Genomic DNA, 15,747 nt, shown 5'->3' with positions numbered 1-15,747 from the left:
ATAATTTTGCCTATATTTTTGGTCTTTCCTGATCTATTGTGTAGATATATTGCTCACAATTAATTTGATTACTATGAACGGTTCCAATGGCAAAGGCCCCCTGAGACCATTTATTCACCAAATCGATGGTGAATCCACAGCCGGAAAAAAAGTCGTCAATGTGGATTCGCGTCGGTTAATCAACGGTCAAAATACCGGAACTAACCGCGCATTCAGTACGGTTTATGCGCCGGCAGCGCCAGGCAGTAAGTATAAGGATATGCACCAAATGCCCAGTGGCCGGGTTGTAGCGGCGGAGGGTCCAACCAAGCAAACCTGGATAAATTTCAGTGACGCAAAACGCGCCCAGCATTATGTTGCAACCTATTCAGAGCAACATATTAAATCCGATTTGAAACAAACATTTGGCATTGCGCAACAAGCTGCGGCAGTGGGCCGAATGATGCAGGAGCGTCGTGAAAAACGTGGCAAAGCTGACTCCCATTCCTCCATTAAAACGACGATGAGGGCGCTGGAAGCACAGAAGCAACGTGGCCAATTTAAGGAAAAGCCCCCCAGCCTGTTTGACAACGCATCCGTAAAGACCCGTTCAGTAATAGCCGGTCAGAGAATGAATTCCTGGGGTGATGCCGGACCGGTGATACGAGGATTTGACGTTGATAAACAAACAACCCGGCAAATACTTGGCTCCGCCGTCGTTGAAGATGACAAAAAGAAAACCCGTTCCAACGTCATTAATGTTGATCAGAGCAAAGCCGCTAACCAGATAGGGATATCAGGACGCAGTAAAGAACACCTGTTCAAAGGCATTACACCAGGTTCAATGGGGAGCGTTGTGTTTAATCCGAAAGCGGTCAGCAGTCGATTTGAAAGCACTGCAGGCCGGGTATCCAGCCTGAAAAGCTTTGAACAACAACATGGCTTGTCGTCTACTGTCAGTGTTGTCGCCAGGCTCAGAGATACCCAGGATACCCGTACAGCCCCAACAACCACCGATGTGGTTGCCAGACGCTCTAAACTACCAAAAGCCAAACGTTAAAATCTGTCGGTAGTGATCTTTTTTCGCGATCAGTAATAATCTGCAGCTTTGGAACCTTTGTCTAAACCCCCGTCTCCAGGGTGCGATCATCATCCGCTTTTAACAATAACTTTTTGCTGTCCGCCAGACACTGGCTGGCGTAGTCACCAAACCATTCGGCAATCGCTGTGAACTGGCTGACAAACTGCTGCTTATCACCGGATTCCAGCAAGGCCATGGCTTCATCAAAGCGTCCGTGAAAGCGTTTTAAAAGTGCCTTGCCGGTGTCGCTGCTGAAGATAATGTCGCCATAGAGTACCGGGTCCTGAGCAAACAACCGCCCTACCATGGCCAGTTCCAGACGGTAAATGGGTGAACTGAGTTTCAATAACTCGGTCAGACAGGGGTTTTCTGCTGCCAGATGGGCACCGTAAACAAAGCTACTGAAGTGGCGCATAACCTGAATAAAGGCCATGGCTTCATCGTGTTTTTCAGGGGTACTTTCGATTAACGCCGCCCCCCAGATGCGGAACTGCTCCAGCAACCATTCGTATTGCTCAGGCTGCCTCCCGTGAGATATCACTACAACTTGCTTAACCAGGCCAGGTACGTCCGGGCCAAACATTGGATGTAACCCGACTACAGGCCCCTGATGCGTCTCTAACATGGCTTTTACCGGACCTGATTTCACACTGGTGATATCCGCCAGAATGCAGTTTTCAGGAAGCTGTCTTAATGTCCGTATCACTTGTTCTGTTTGACGAATAGGTACAGCTACAAGTACTAAACCGGCCGTTGCGAACAGACTATCAGCCTCATGCCAGCCATTCTTATCAATAATATCAACATGATAGCCACTGCGCTCAAACATGGTGACAAACTTAGACCCCAATGCCCCATGCCCACCGATAATAACAATATTTTGCACTTCAGGGCAGGCACACAAATAGTGTTTATTTTGCGTCTGATAAGACTCCCGCATAACACGTCGCAACACATCTTCTATCAGGCTTTCGGATAAACCCACCTCTTTGGCCTGGGCTTTTCTGGAGTCCAGCAATTGCGCTTCCCGACTTGGCACATAGATGGGCAAGCCGGTCTTACTTTTGAACTCGCCTACCTGACGAGTTAGTGCCGACCGTTTTGCCAAAATCTGCACCAATTCACTGTCCAGAGCATCAATTTGCTGGCGTAATTCGCTCAGATCCAATGCCGGCTCCTGCCCGGAAGTCGTTTTACTATCCACTTCACGTGTCATGCTTGTTGTCCTAACTGGCTTTGCTCATTTTATTTAATCGCAAAGGTAGCACAGTTATTAGTTTATCCCGGATATCTCTTAATAATTTTTCTGTGCTTTCCCAATCAATACAGCCATCGGTAATGGATACGCCGTATTCCAGTTCTTCTTTACGCTTACCTGAACTACTTTGATTTCCGGCTTTTAAATGGCTTTCCAGCATGATACCAATGATAGACTCATTACCTTCCAGGATCTGATTGGCAACGTTTTGCGCAACGGGGGGCTGACGACGATAGTCTTTTCCTGAATTGGCATGACTACAGTCCACAACAAGACCAGCGGTCAGCCCGGCCTTTAACAGTTGTTCTTCACAATCTGCCACACACACTGAGTCGTAATTAGGCTGTTTACCACCACGCAAAATCACATGTCCATCGGGATTCCCCTGAGTGCGGATCATGGCCACCTGGCCTTGTTTATTGATACCCATGAAGCTATGAGGTGAAGCCGCTGAACGCAATGCGTTAATAGCAATATCAAGGCTGCCGTCAGTCCCGTTTTTAAAACCTACCGGCATGGATAATCCACTGGCCATTTCCCGGTGAGTCTGAGATTCAGAAGTTCTGGCACCGATGGCTACCCAGCTGAATAGCTCGGCAAGGTATTGTGGACTAATTGGGTCCAATGCCTCTGTGGCCACCGGGATCTCATGCTCTGCTAACCAAATCAATAACTCTCTGGCCTTGCGCAATCCGGTATCAATATCAAAACTATCGTCAATGTGCGGGTCGTTAATCAGACCTTTCCAGCCTACTGTGGTGCGTGGTTTCTCAAAATACACTCGCATAACCACATATAAACTATCCATGCAGGACTCCTGCACGCGTTTAAGTTTCAGTGCGTATTCTTTAGCGGCTTCAACATCGTGAATAGAACACGGACCGCAAATCACCAGAAGGCGATGGTCTTTGCGATGAATGATGTCGCTGATAATTTGCCTGGCTTCGCCAATTTTCGCTAATGCCCGTTCACTGACCGGCATCTGTTGTTGTAACTGTTCCGGAGTAACAAGCACATCTTCGGCTGAGACGTGGACGTTATCGATAGAATCCTTATGCATGTTTGTACCTGATTGTTAATGTGTAAAAAGAGTAAAAGTGGGGGTAGCTAATTGGGAATTAGCAATAATAAAAGAAATAGGTGCGGTAATAACCTGGAAGATTATTGAGCAGAATCTGATTGTGTGCGTTGACTAAAGACATATTGTAATTAATTCGTTACAGCTAAGATTTAATTATTTAGCACTATATATTGACTTTTTAACATTTGAATATCTAAAGAACAAGCAAAAAATGAAATAAATCGATTTAATCACTAAAAAGGCCGTTTAATACTGCCTATGCCGCGGTTTTATAGAAGCGTTTTAACACATCGAAATGAACAGCCCCTTGTTGACAAAGCTGGCCATCGCCTCCTCTGTCGGGGTGATGGTCTAATTGGAATTTCAGATAACAGCGCTTCACCTCAGACCAACTTGACTTCTGCGAAAGTGTGAAAAAAACAAATGCGTTGTGCACCTCAGTCGTTGCCGGAGATTGCCACTGCTTGCTTTGTCCAAATTCGCGCCAAAAACTATCCAGCAATGCCGCAACATCCTGTTCTGTGGTCTGAGAAAAGTGACGCCAGTCGTTGTAATAGCGTTTAATTTTGTGTTCCGCTTCATCAATCAGGCCTGCCCCCTCACCAGGCATCAACTGAATATGTAATGCTGAAATTTTCAGGTACCCCAGGCCTTCAGCCAGCCAATAATCCTGCAACTGGTATAAAGTGTGAAACAGGGTAAAGTGGGTCTGGAACAGACGTAACTCATTGCTCAGCGCGTTTTTCTCAAACAACTCCCATGGCGGGCTCTGCAATTGCTGTAGCAGTTCGAACTCTTTTAAAGGCACAGTATCTGACAGAATCGCTCGCAGTGCATCGAACAGTAATTCCTGTTCAAAACGCATAGGTTGCCCCTAACCAGGCATCACGGCCGTAGCCAGGCATGGCATTATTCGCCAGCCTGGGTTCATACACCCAATAAGATTTGTTGAACAAGTTACTGGCGGTGAAGCGGATTGCCCATTCCGGGGTGGCCTGGTAATGATAATTAATATTCCACAGGCTGTAGCTACCGTGACTAAAATGGTTGTCCACTTCAATCGCCTGGCGCCAGATTAATTCAGAACTTATCCGTGTTTTCATATAACGCCAAAGCAGTCCCGCACTGGCAAAGCGGCGATAACTGGGATTAATTGGCTGATCAAACAAACTGGTGGCATTGACATACCATTCAAAGGAATCTGACACTCTGGATCTGTGGGCCAGTTCAACGCCCGATATCGACTCCTTGATCACATTCTGAAAAGTAGCCTGATCCAATGTATTGTTCAGCGACACTTTGTTCACAAAGGCGTCCAGCTCGTTGTTAAACAATACTAATTCAGTTCTGTTTTTTTCTGACTGACGTTGCCATAAAATTTCCAGCGTTTTGATTTCTTCTGGCTTCAGATCCGGGTTGCCGATTGTGACTAAATCCTCGGAATAAAGTTCATTGGTCACCGGCGTTCTGAATGCTTCACCATACTGTAATTTGAAACTGTGCCGACTATTCAGCTGATATTTTACTGCTACTCTGGGTGAAAATTTGGCGTCAATATCGGCAACATCGTCATAGCGACCACCGATATAAAAGTCAATATTGTCATTAAGCTGTTGGCTATATTGCACATATCCACTGCGGGTGTTTTGTTTGGATAGCAACGGCGACAACGCATTGATCCCCTGTGTCGCGAAAGATTGTGCTGCTCCCAAATAAAACTCCGGCAATAAGGTCAGCGCTCCGCTGGAAAAATCCAGGTAATTGGTGACTGTTCCGGCTTGTGTTTGTCTGGCCCGACGCGATTCCAGTCCAAGGTTTAACAGCGCGGATTCAGACAATACATGGGTGATATCAACGGATAGTTCCAAATCATCGGTGATCCAAAAAGGCCCGGTTAAAAAGTCCTGTGTAATAAAATCCGCTTCCTCTGCTCCCAAAACTTTTCCGGCAGATTCAATCTCATGTTCGGTATATTGTGCCTTTACGGTAATTTGTGTTTGTTCGCTAATTTCATGTTGGTAAGCCATTGACCAGGCGATATTTTCGGAATAATGGAAATTTTCCGGATGCACCCCACCAAGATTAATGAAGTCCTCCAGTTCAGAACGATTCCAACGCACTTTTACCTGAAAGCGTTGGTATTGCAGAGCCGCACTGAGAAACTGATGCTCGGAAGGGTCCTTAAATTTGGGCTCAGACAAGTTGCCATAGTCGTTGCCGTCTTGTTGCCGAAGGTCTGCTAAAAAGCTCAAGGACAGGTCATTAAGCTGAAGGTTGAACCCGGCATTAATTTTCGTTCCTTTGTTTTGCCCCACCGCAGCATGAACCCAGTTGTCTTCTTTGCGGGTAATCACGTTCACCACTCCCATAAACGCATTGCTACCATATATGGCAGACCCTGGCCCCCGTATGACTTCGATGCGTTCCACCAGATCCAGTGCCATGAATGGCAAATACACAGAAGCCTTACCAAAAGACAACTCGTTAACCCTTTGGCCGTCCAGTAAAAACAACACATAGCCATTGTCCAGGTATACGCCACGGGCGTGTTCCTTAGGCACGGCCCCCACCCAATCGCCACGCGTGACCTGGAACCCTGGCACCAGATTCAGTATGTCGTAGACATTTTGAAAGCCGAGATTGGCAATTTGATTGCGGGTAAAAACACTGACAGTAGAGGGAGCGTCATTAATATTACGGGGGGCAATGCTGGCTATGCTGACTTCCACATCAAACAATTCATCAAACGACAATGCCATCAGGTCGTCAAGCGGCACATTTTCGGCCTCCTGAGCAGCATAAACCGGAGCAAACAACGCAGTCCAATAGAATAAAATCAAGGTAAAAATGCGCTGCTGCATAGTGCTCCGGTTAACCTGTTAAAGTGACTCCCTCCACCTTTCACTCGACCGACTAAGGTGCGGGATAAACATAACTGGATTGCAACCCAAGTGGGAAACCCAACCCCCAGTAGATCAATAAAAATACGGTCCAGATACTGATAATAGTCACTGAAAACGGCAACATCAATGATAACAAGGTACCAATTCCCGTCCCTTTCACATAGCGCTGACAATAAACCACAACCAATGGAAAGTACGGCATCAACGGAGTAATGATATTAGAGGAAGAATCTCCCAGTCGGTACGCAGCCTGAGTTAAATCAGGTGAGATATTCAGTTGCATCAGCATAGGTACAAATATCGGGCCTAACAAGGCCCACTTTGCCGAAGAAGAGCCAACGAATAAATTCACAAAGGCTGTGAGGAAAATCAGGCCAACGATAGTTACCATACTCGGTAAATTCATGGCTTTCAGGAACTGTGCACCTTCGATGGCCAACAAGGCTCCCAGATTAGATTTACCAAAGGCATCAATAAACAAGGCGCAGAAGAACGCCATAACCACATAATAAGACATGCTGCCCATGGCTTTGGACATGGCACCTATAACGTCTTTGGTGGTTTTAAAGGTACCAGAGAGGTAGCCGTAAACCACACCGGGTATCACAAACAATAAGAATATAAGCGGTACAATTGAACGCATGACTGGTGCAGCAAAAGAGGTTAACTGACCATCGGGGGCACGCATTGGTGAATCTTCTGGCCACAAAATAGCCACTAATAACCCAACCCCTGCCAACATGGTAATAGTGGCGATTCTGAGGGCTTTGCTCTGTCTTGGATTTAAGTCTTCAAATTTAGGGATGTCATTGGGGTCGCCATCAACCGGGGTATTTTTCAGACGAGGCTCGATGACTTTATCGGTCAGATACCAGCCGATACCGATAATCAGCAAACTACTGGCCGAGTTAAAGAACCAGTTATTCAGTGGATTAACCTGTACGCTGGGGTCAATGATATGAGCCGCACTTTGAGTAAAGCTTTGTAACAGTGGGTCAATGGCTGACGGAATAAAGTTGGCGCTGAAACCACCACTGACTCCGGCAAACGCCGCAGCAATACCCGCAAGAGGATGACGGCCCATCGCATAAAATATCACGCCCGCCAGCGGAATAACCAATACATAACCGGCGTCGGTGGCGGTATGACTGACAATCGCAATCAGGATTACCGACGGGGTCAGTAACATTTTAGGCGTTGAGTCCAGCATACGCTTTAGGCCAGCATTAATGTAGCCGGAATGCTCTGCGACACCAACACCCAACATGGCCACCAAAACCACACCTAAAGGTGCAAAACCGGTGAAGATAGTCACCATTCGCGATAAAAAGTCAGCTAAGGAAGCACCAGTCAGCAGGTTATTAACCACCACAGCCTCACCGGTTCGGGGGTCGATGGCGTCAAACTGAACACCAGACAACAGCGCTGATAACGCCCATACGATCATCAGGCTGATTAAAAAGATAACCGCAGGGTCCGGGAGTTTATTACCGACGCGTTCTACTTTATCCAGCGCGCGCGTAACCCAGGTAGAGTCAGACATATTTATTCCTGTTTTAATTATTAAGTCCGCAGCGAATTTTGGCACAATCCGGCCCAGAGTGAAAACCTGACCCGCCGATATTTGATAAAAAGAATGGCTTTACGGCTTGACATGCAACCTTTGGGTTGCATATAAAACCATTATCGTCATTTTTTAGTAGTTGCTATGGATATATTTCAGGCTATCGCCGACCCCACCCGTCGACAAATCATAGAGCAACTTAGCAGCTATCATGCAGCTAAGTTTGGATTGTCAATCAAGGAGTTGACTCATGATAGCGGGATTTCCCGTCAGGCAATGACCAAGCACCTGAATACTTTGATCAAAACCGGTGCCGTCGCGGCCGAATTTCAGGGAAAAGAAAAGCGTCATTTTCTGAAACATTACGCCTTTTCTGATGCATGGCAATGGCTGGAGCCGATTGCTAAACAATGGGATGGCAAATTACAAAATCTTAAACATCATCTGAACAACGAGGATAAAGCATGAGTAACATTGATTTTATTAAACGCGAAATGACCTTTAATCAACCCCTGGAAAAAGTCTGGCAGGCCATTACAGATCCACAGCAAATCGCTCAATGGTTTGGCGATAGTGCGGCATTTGAATTGCGCGAAGGTGCTGAAGGCTATTTTGAATGGCGCACCCAATGTGAAGGCAAATATGCCATGAAAGTGGTCTCCGTTAACCCTGAAAACTATTTCGCCTACCAGTGGATGAACGATCCGGATGTGCCCTTTGAGGACTCTGGCGCCACCCTGGTGGAATGGACCTTAAAGCCTACTGTCAGTGGCAAAACTCATCTGGTGCTTATCGAGTCAGGGTTTAAACAAAAGTCACATCGCCAAATGAATATTCAGGGCTGGTTACAGGAGTTGGGCCATTTAGCGCAGCACCTTGCCTGAACAGGCAGGCTTTGCGCTTGTCTGTTCGGCCCGGTAAACACTTGTTCAACCTTTTAGTTTGTTGATCAGGTCCACATATTCCTGCATAGCCACTTCGCCTGATTTGCCTTTTTGTTCGGCCCAGGCGTCGTACTTGGCGCCCGCCACAAAATCAAAGATGCCCGGTCGGTCACCGGTCACATCACCGACTGTGGCTTGTTTATACAGGGAATAGATTTTCAACATGTCTTCATCACTGGGACGTTGCGGCAATTGTTTTGAGTCAACACTGGCTTGTTCGAAAGTTTCTTGTAATGACATAGTTTTTCCATCTTTTAGTTGTCGCTAAAAAGCCTAGCTAACAATCTCTTGCGCTTCAACAAAAAAAGCCCTGGCTGAAACAGTCAGGGCTTTGCTGATACGTTAGCTAAATTCCAGCTATTAAAATTTGTATGTTCCTTTCAGATACACATAACGCCCCTGGCTGCTGTGAATGGTATTCACAAAAGCGAAGAAATCATGATGACTAAAAGGTGGCTCTTCGTTAAACAGGTTCGTGCTGCCCAGCGTAAAGACCGCGTTATCAACACCAAGATAATTTACGGTCAGATCCACCGTGGTCATGGAGTCAACGGTCTTATCACCAAAACCTGAATCTTTGTCACCGTCAAACTCGCCAATGTAGTTCACAGCAACCGCTGCCGACCAATCGTCTTTAGACCAATCCATAGAGGTAGTCCAGCGGATCTCAGGCTGCTCAAACTCCCCTTCAGACAAGGCGACACGCTTGCCACCGTCGGCGTCAGGGCGTAACTCTTCATACTCCAGCACGTAGTTCATCACGTAACCAAAACGGAAATCACCCATAGATGACGCCAGGGTATATTGCACGTCTAAATCTAAACCACTGGTTTGCAGGTCGCCGATATTCTGGAAAGAATCAAAAATTTGTACTACTTCACCTGGATCATTCGGATCAGCGGTGGGGAGTCGCGTTACGACATTGGGATCGTCGCCAAAGTTAGAGAAGACAAATTGAGTGTCTGAATCAATAATGTTTTCAATGTCATAGTTGTAGTAATCCAGTGAAAAGCTTAAATCTTCAGTGATTTCATAAATCATCCCCAGATTGTAACTGGTGGACTCTTCTGGTCCCAGATCCGGGTTACCTTCGAATACAGCGGTATATTCTTTCGGATCACAGTCGATACCCACAGCATTACAACGAATGGTATCGACCAGATTAGGTGATTCGTCAGTACGGCCCAGGCCCAACTGATGCAGTGAAGGTGCGCGGAAAGCCGTGCCCCAGGAACCCCGCAGAGATAATTTTTCCATTGGCGACCACAAGAAGGACACTTTCGGGTCCGTAGTAGTACCAAAATCGCTATAATCCTCATGGCGCAGCGCTAACTGCGCTTCAAACGTATCGCTAAACGGCAAGGCAACCTCTGCAAAGAAAGAGGTGCTGTCGCGATCACCATTGGCCTGAGTAGCTTCTGTACCAAAGATCTCGCCACGTAAAAATTGCTCATCAGGATTATCAGAGATAGATTCTTCGCGGTATTCAAAGCCGACTGCCAGCATGACATCATTGCCAAACATTTCGGCTACCGGGCCAGACACAACACCGTCGATAGACTTGTTCGTAGATTTACCGACACGCGTTGTAGACGTTTCGATATAATCCAGCGCTTCCTGTGAATTAGAAGAAGGTTCAAAGGGATTCCATAAACCTGAATCTATCGCGTCCTGAATACGGACTGAGTTGGGGAAACCATCCACACCACGCTCAACAGATTCACTTTTGATGTAGCTGTAAGCAAGTTCCCAACTCCAGTCACCAAACTCTCCTTCTAACCCAAGAATCGTACGATAATAATCAGTATCAACGCGTTTCTCACGGTTACCGATATCCACGGTACGACGACGCATGGTTAAATCTTGTTGATAGAATGGGTGCGATGGATCATCGGCAAAAGGATGATTGGGGTTATCACCCGCCATGAACAATTCATTAAAGCTTGGGCTGGCTGCACCACGTACAATAGACTTTGAGTTTTGTCCATTGAGTTCGGCAAACGCAGTGACTGAGTTTGAAATTTCATATTTACCCATGTAATTGAAACTAAAGCGCTCAGTATCCGGTACCGAGGTCATGTGTGGCGCATAATCATAGCCACACAAAGTACCTATAATATCCTCAGGCGCACACACGTCATTGCCAAAAGTATCCGGCATTCTTACTGTGGGATCTGACGCTAAAGCAATAGTTCCGGGAATACCTGCGGAACTCCGGAAATCAACCGCATCCGATACGCCGCTGATGGCTGCCTGGTTAGCAGAGCGGGAATAATCTCTGTCGGAATACATTATTTCTTCACGGTCAAAGTAATCGAGAATAAAAGTATGGCTGGCCTTATCGCTGGAAGTACCGTAAATAACGCTAAAGTTTTGCTCTTCACCACCACCATCAGCGGTATCACCATATTTCGCTGAGACTTCAAAACCTTCGAAGTCATCTTTCAGAATAATGTTGATTACCCCGGCAATAGCATCCGAACCATAAGTGGCTGATGCGCCATCTTTTAGAATATCTACGCGTTTGATGGCAGAAATAGGAATATTATTGATGTCTACGAACGCGGTATCGATCCCTTTGGCAAAGGGCGAAACTGAAACACGACGACCGTTGACCAATATCAAGGTGGAATCTGCACCCAGTCCCCGCAATGAAACACTGGAACCGCCATTCGCGGTGTCATCACTGCTGTTGCCCTGGGTTGAGAATGTGCCCTGGCCGGAAATTGGTAACTTGGTGAACAACCCAATTAAATCAGTGACCCCGCTATTTGCGATTTGCCCGGCATCAATGCTGGCTACCGGCGAAGGACCTTCCATATCCGTTCGACGAATATGTGAACCGGTGACAGAGATCTTTTCGATACTATTATTTTCCTGAGCCTGCACGCCCGAAGCAGAGAAAGCGGAAGAAACCGCTATCGCCGCCAATGTAAGTTTGACGTTTTTTATGTGTGTCATGGATTTTTCCTTGTTATTTTTTTACTGCTGCTGCCTAAAACCGCGTTTAGAACAGCCAGTTTCGTGTGGCAGTGAAAACACTGCGCTGGAACTTATAACACACCAAATCAGGAAGTAAACACCTCGACGGGTATATAATTTACACCTTAGTATCGATAAAACTATGCAATCGGGTAATTTTTGAACACCTAAGCATCAGGTAAAAAGAACAATAGGTAGATATATTTCTACGTTCTTCGGACATCTGGCGGGGAAATGCGATGAACACTATTGCAAATTGATGATTAAATGACTAACAACTTGTTAACATTTGTCTTGAGAAAGTGGAAAGAAAAGTAAACATTTGACGGGGTAAGTTGTAATAAAATATTTATTACTGGGTAAATATCACAAAAAAGCCCGCTGCTGCGGGCTTTTTCGAAGTTGACGATAACATTGTTTGTTTAAGCAGAAATGTTAGTTCCTGCCTTTCCACAGTTTGCTTAGTTAAGCTTCTCTTTGATACGAGCAGCCTTACCAGTACGACCACGCAAGTAGTACAGTTTAGCACGACGAACCGCACCACGGCGTTTCACTTCAATGCTATCAACTTGCTTACTGTGAGTTTGGAATACACGCTCAACACCTTCACCGCTGGAGATCTTACGAACAGTGAATGAAGAATGTAAACCACGGTTTTTCTTAGCAATTACAACACCTTCATAAGCCTGAAGACGCTCTTTATCACCTTCTTTAACGCGAACCTGAACAACTACTGTGTCACCCGGGCCGAACTCAGGAACATCAGATTTAAGTTGTTCTTGCTCGATGCGCTTGATGATATCTTGACTGATTTTACTCATCTTTTCCTCGCTTACTGGAATAACTGTCATCTTGCTGCAAGACTTCTTGTTGGTACTCCTTTAGGAGTGAGCCTTGCTCCTCAGTCAGAGCCAGTTTTTTAAACATATCGGGACGTCTTTGCCATGTTCTCCCAAGAGACTGCTTCAGACGCCACCGTCTTATCTTTTCATGATTACCGCTGAGTAATACCGCTGGCACCTGCTCGCCATTCAATACTTCAGGTCTGGTGTAGTGTGGGCAATCCAGCAATCCGTCTTCAAAAGAATCGTATTCTGCTGAAAGCTCATGACCTAGCACCCCGGGAATGAGTCTGGCGACACTGTCCACAAGGGCCATTGCCGGGATCTCACCACCGCTTAAGACAAAGTCACCTAAGGAGATTTCTTCATCTACCATGGTCTGAATAACGCGCTCGTCAATACCTTCGTACCGACCCGCCACCAGAATCAACTTTTTGCTTTGCACTAATTGCTTTACTTTTGGTTGATTCAAAGTACTACCCTGAGGCGACAGGTAAATAACCCTGGCATCGCCTCCTGCTGCAGCTTGCGCAGCATTAATTGCATCTGTTAAAGGCTGAACCATCATCAACATGCCCGGGCCACCACCATAAGGTCTGTCATCAACTGTACGATGTTTGTCATGCGTAAAGTCACGAGGGTTAAAACACTGTGCGTGTATCAGCCCACTTTTGACAGCTCTTCCAATGACGCCCTGATTCAGAAATGTGTCAAACATGTCTGGAAACAAAGTAACGAATCCAAACCAATGTTGCTCACTCATCAAAAACCCGGGTCCCAGTCCACTGTGATTTTTCTTGCCTCACGATCCACCTCCAGAACAACCTGCTCATAGAGATACGGGATCATGCGTTGCTTTTGGCCGAAGGCGTCTTTGATGTTAGCTTTCACTACCATCACATCATTCGCGCCGGTCTCGAACATTTGTTCGATTTTACCGAAGTCATAACCTTTGGAATTCACCACGGTCATGCCAATCAGTTCACGCCAATAGAACTCGTCTTCGTCCAGTTGTGGTAACACTGCAGGGTCAACGTTGATTTCCAGATTCTTAATGGCTTCCGCCGCGTCTCTGTCGTCTACGCCCACCAGTTTAGCCACCAAACTTTTGTTATGGTGCTTCCAGTGTTCCACTGTGTATTTCTTTACTTCTCCACCCTGTAACAACAGCCAGGGAGAGTAATCGAATATTCCATCTAACTCTTCTGTGTAGGATGTTACTTTAAACCAACCTTTCACACCGTAAGGTGCGCCAACTTTGCCTAATGTAACCGTTTCAGATGCCATAACGCCCTACACTTATTCGCAGATTAAGCAGACGCTTTACGCGCGTCTTTAACCAAACGAGATACACGGTCAGACAAACCAGCGCCTTGACCTACCCAGTGCTCAACACGGTCCAGGTCCAAACGCAGTCTTTCTTCCTGACCACGTGCAGTAGGGTTGAAGAAACCGATGTTTTCGATGAAACGACCATCGCGCTTCATACGGCTATCAGCCACTACTACTTGATAAAAGGGGGCTTTTTTAGCGCCACCACGTTGTAAACGAATAGTTACCATAATTGCCTCAAAATCGTTATTAGTTCTGCCTTATCAACGCAAGGCAAAAGCTACTAACGTTAACGTCAACTTTACCCCTCATCAGGCAAATTTAAGGCTTACGCCCGATAAATGCCGGAAAAAAGGCTCGCGAATTGTACGGATTTTGGGCTTAATTGCAAGTTAATTATTGAAAAACATGGAGAATTAAAGCCCGACAAAACGTGCAAAGTTCTCTTCCGTCGGATAGCTCCCCGAAGTCCAGCCCAGTCGGACGATAACCATATTTTGGGAAGGTATGATCATCACTATTTGTTTGCGATTGCCCATCATCATATAAGCATCCTCGGGCAATTCAGGCCAGCGCACCTGATTGCCACCGCGGTTTAACCAAAACTGATAGCCATATTGCTGATAATTTTCGGCTTCAATTGGGGATTGGGTATCTCTGACCCACTGCCCGGAAAGTAACACCTGTTCGCCGGCTTTGCCGTTGTTTAACATCATCAGTCCCATTCTGGCCCAGTCACGCGCACTGGCAAAAATATAAGAGCTGCCAACAAAAACCCCGGATGGATCCACTTCAAAAACAGTGTTAGCAAGGTGTAACGGCTGTGCAATCTCCTGATAAAAGAAATCAATTAATGCCTGATTACTCCCCAACTGATCTCTCATCCACCGCATCAGGATATTGGTAGTGCCGGAAGAATAAGAAAAGTACTCACCGGGTGATTTATCAGCGGTGGCCGTCAATGCGACCTCTGAGGCACTATGGGCAGTAAACAACATACGCGTAGAGTCACTACCTGGCGCATAGGTTTCGTCAAATTTCAGCCCGGAAGACATTTGCAACAGTTGCTCCAGGGTGATCTGTTTGCGTTCATCACCCTGCCAGGAAGCAAAATCAGTGGGCGCTTCTGTGTCCAGCAAGCCCATGTTCGCCATGCGCCCCAACATGATTGCGGTCACACTTTTGCCCATAGACCAGCCCAACAGCGGTGTATTACTGTCGATACCAGGCGCATATGACTCAGCCACTACCACCCCGTTTTTAACCACCAGAAGTGCCCGGGTTTGTAAACCGTTTTGATTATCAGACACCAGGATATTTTCACTCAGTTGCTGATATTCGCGGCTAAGTGTGGTGACCTGCTCCCCTTGCGGCCAGGGTAACGATTGCGGTACCAGTTCAGGAGCGACAAGTTCATCCAACGGCGCGGTATCACCTATCTCCAGGGTACAACCCAGTCCGGGACGATACTTCGCAGAATACTCACTCATTCCATGCAGATTGGCAGTTACCCGTTGCTGGTCAACCTCATAATTTAGCGCTAACAAGCGGGTAGCTGGAGAATAGGACGCGAGATCCTCGATGATCTGGTCGTCGTCAAAGCCTGAGACATATTTTGCCGAACACGCCAGTTTAGCCCCCAGACTGGCCGCCACATCAATGGCATCGCCCAACCGGTAAACAGAAAATCCCAGACTATATCGACTAATAAAATGCACAGACACTAAAAACAGAACCAAAATAACAAGTTTTTTCACGTGTAGCTTCCCTGAAAATGAGTG

The 15,747-nt window shown here is 46.5% G+C and carries 15 protein-coding genes; 3 read left to right on the top strand and 12 right to left on the bottom strand.

The annotated features are described in order from the left end of the window. The first annotated feature begins 73 nt into the window (after positions 1-73). Positions 74-1,039, top strand: a complete 966-nt coding sequence (locus AC0J20_RS02475; protein WP_473020476.1) for a hypothetical protein — start codon at positions 74-76, stop codon at positions 1,037-1,039. A gap of 61 nt (positions 1,040-1,100) precedes the next feature. On the opposite strand, the gene tyrA is transcribed toward AC0J20_RS02475, so the two are convergent. The 5 genes from tyrA to AC0J20_RS02450 form a co-directional block, all read right to left on the bottom strand. Beyond that, positions 1,101-2,276: a bifunctional chorismate mutase/prephenate dehydrogenase gene (gene tyrA, locus AC0J20_RS02470; RefSeq protein WP_473020475.1), complete on the bottom strand. Its 1,176-nt coding sequence runs from the start codon at positions 2,274-2,276 to the stop codon at positions 1,101-1,103. A 10-nt stretch (positions 2,277-2,286) separates the two neighbouring features. After that, entirely contained in the window at positions 2,287-3,378 is a 1,092-nt protein-coding gene (locus AC0J20_RS02465; RefSeq protein ID WP_229527721.1) for a 3-deoxy-7-phosphoheptulonate synthase, read from the bottom strand. A 277-nt stretch (positions 3,379-3,655) separates the two neighbouring features. Beyond that, positions 3,656-4,264: a DNA-J related domain-containing protein gene (locus tag AC0J20_RS02460; RefSeq protein ID WP_473020474.1), complete on the bottom strand. Its 609-nt coding sequence runs from the start codon at positions 4,262-4,264 to the stop codon at positions 3,656-3,658. Continuing rightward, the gene (locus tag AC0J20_RS02455) at positions 4,254-6,260 is read right to left on the bottom strand and encodes a TonB-dependent receptor plug domain-containing protein (protein WP_473020473.1); all 2,007 of its coding nucleotides are present in this window, start codon (positions 6,258-6,260) and stop codon (positions 4,254-4,256) included. Before AC0J20_RS02455 ends, AC0J20_RS02460 begins: the two co-directional genes overlap by 11 nt. Positions 6,261-6,312: 52 nt before the next feature. After that, complete coding sequence (locus tag AC0J20_RS02450) at positions 6,313-7,845, bottom strand: AbgT family transporter (RefSeq protein ID WP_473020472.1); 1,533 nt, start codon at positions 7,843-7,845, stop codon at positions 6,313-6,315. A gap of 165 nt (positions 7,846-8,010) precedes the next feature. Here AC0J20_RS02450 and AC0J20_RS02445 point away from each other — a divergent pair, with 165 nt between their 5' ends. Beyond that, positions 8,011-8,334: an ArsR/SmtB family transcription factor gene (locus tag AC0J20_RS02445; protein WP_229527725.1), complete on the top strand. Its 324-nt coding sequence runs from the start codon at positions 8,011-8,013 to the stop codon at positions 8,332-8,334. After that, positions 8,331-8,750, top strand: a complete 420-nt coding sequence (locus AC0J20_RS02440) for an SRPBCC domain-containing protein (RefSeq protein WP_473020471.1) — start codon at positions 8,331-8,333, stop codon at positions 8,748-8,750. The genes AC0J20_RS02445 and AC0J20_RS02440 overlap by 4 nt, the downstream gene beginning before the upstream one ends. 45 nt (positions 8,751-8,795) lie before the next feature. On the opposite strand, the gene AC0J20_RS02435 is transcribed toward AC0J20_RS02440, so the two are convergent. The 7 genes from AC0J20_RS02435 to AC0J20_RS02405 all read right to left on the bottom strand — a co-directional run bounded on the left by AC0J20_RS02435 (position 8,796) and on the right by AC0J20_RS02405 (position 15,723). After that, complete coding sequence (locus AC0J20_RS02435) at positions 8,796-9,050, bottom strand: acyl-CoA-binding protein (protein WP_229527727.1); 255 nt, start codon at positions 9,048-9,050, stop codon at positions 8,796-8,798. Positions 9,051-9,170: 120 nt separating this feature from the next. Further along, positions 9,171-11,771 (bottom strand): TonB-dependent receptor plug domain-containing protein, encoded by a 2,601-nt coding sequence (locus AC0J20_RS02430; RefSeq protein ID WP_229527728.1) that lies wholly within the window; start codon positions 11,769-11,771, stop codon positions 9,171-9,173. 482 nt (positions 11,772-12,253) lie between these two features. Next, positions 12,254-12,613 carry a 50S ribosomal protein L19 gene (gene rplS / locus AC0J20_RS02425; RefSeq protein ID WP_229527729.1) on the bottom strand — a complete coding sequence of 120 codons (360 nt, stop codon included), beginning with the start codon at positions 12,611-12,613 and terminating at the stop codon, positions 12,254-12,256. Next, positions 12,606-13,397 (bottom strand): tRNA (guanosine(37)-N1)-methyltransferase TrmD, encoded by a 792-nt coding sequence (gene trmD / locus AC0J20_RS02420; RefSeq protein WP_229527730.1) that lies wholly within the window; start codon positions 13,395-13,397, stop codon positions 12,606-12,608. Before trmD ends, rplS begins: the two co-directional genes overlap by 8 nt. Continuing rightward, entirely contained in the window at positions 13,397-13,921 is a 525-nt protein-coding gene (gene rimM / locus AC0J20_RS02415) for a ribosome maturation factor RimM (RefSeq protein WP_473020470.1), read from the bottom strand. Before rimM ends, trmD begins: the two co-directional genes overlap by 1 nt. 23 nt (positions 13,922-13,944) lie before the next feature. Continuing rightward, complete coding sequence (gene rpsP, locus AC0J20_RS02410; RefSeq protein WP_229527732.1) at positions 13,945-14,196, bottom strand: 30S ribosomal protein S16; 252 nt, start codon at positions 14,194-14,196, stop codon at positions 13,945-13,947. A 186-nt stretch (positions 14,197-14,382) separates the two neighbouring features. Then, positions 14,383-15,723, bottom strand: coding sequence for a serine hydrolase domain-containing protein (locus tag AC0J20_RS02405; protein WP_473020469.1), 1,341 nt, complete (start codon positions 15,721-15,723; stop codon positions 14,383-14,385). Between the last annotated feature and the right edge of the window lie 24 nt (positions 15,724-15,747).

It is taken from the genome of Planctobacterium sp. R6 (assembly GCF_055755215.1).
This window is presented reverse-complemented; position numbering and strand designations above follow the sequence as displayed.

Excerpts from the sequence above, each read along its gene's own strand:
- AC0J20_RS02475 (WP_473020476.1), top strand. The coding sequence starts at position 74 with ATGAACGGTTCCAATGGCAAAGGCCCCCTGAGACCATTTATTCACCAA.
- tyrA (WP_473020475.1), bottom strand. The coding sequence starts at position 2,276 with ATGACACGTGAAGTGGATAGTAAAACGACTTCCGGGCAGGAGCCGGCA.
- AC0J20_RS02465 (WP_229527721.1), bottom strand. The coding sequence starts at position 3,378 with ATGCATAAGGATTCTATCGATAACGTCCACGTCTCAGCCGAAGATGTG.
- AC0J20_RS02460 (WP_473020474.1), bottom strand. The coding sequence starts at position 4,264 with ATGCGTTTTGAACAGGAATTACTGTTCGATGCACTGCGAGCGATTCTG.
- AC0J20_RS02455 (WP_473020473.1), bottom strand. The coding sequence starts at position 6,260 with ATGCAGCAGCGCATTTTTACCTTGATTTTATTCTATTGGACTGCGTTG.
- AC0J20_RS02450 (WP_473020472.1), bottom strand. The coding sequence starts at position 7,845 with ATGTCTGACTCTACCTGGGTTACGCGCGCGCTGGATAAAGTAGAACGC.
- AC0J20_RS02445 (WP_229527725.1), top strand. The coding sequence starts at position 8,011 with ATGGATATATTTCAGGCTATCGCCGACCCCACCCGTCGACAAATCATA.
- AC0J20_RS02440 (WP_473020471.1), top strand. The coding sequence starts at position 8,331 with ATGAGTAACATTGATTTTATTAAACGCGAAATGACCTTTAATCAACCC.
- AC0J20_RS02435 (WP_229527727.1), bottom strand. The coding sequence starts at position 9,050 with ATGTCATTACAAGAAACTTTCGAACAAGCCAGTGTTGACTCAAAACAA.
- AC0J20_RS02430 (WP_229527728.1), bottom strand. The coding sequence starts at position 11,771 with ATGACACACATAAAAAACGTCAAACTTACATTGGCGGCGATAGCGGTT.
- rplS (WP_229527729.1), bottom strand. The coding sequence starts at position 12,613 with ATGAGTAAAATCAGTCAAGATATCATCAAGCGCATCGAGCAAGAACAA.
- trmD (WP_229527730.1), bottom strand. The coding sequence starts at position 13,397 with ATGAGTGAGCAACATTGGTTTGGATTCGTTACTTTGTTTCCAGACATG.
- rimM (WP_473020470.1), bottom strand. The coding sequence starts at position 13,921 with ATGGCATCTGAAACGGTTACATTAGGCAAAGTTGGCGCACCTTACGGT.
- rpsP (WP_229527732.1), bottom strand. The coding sequence starts at position 14,196 with ATGGTAACTATTCGTTTACAACGTGGTGGCGCTAAAAAAGCCCCCTTT.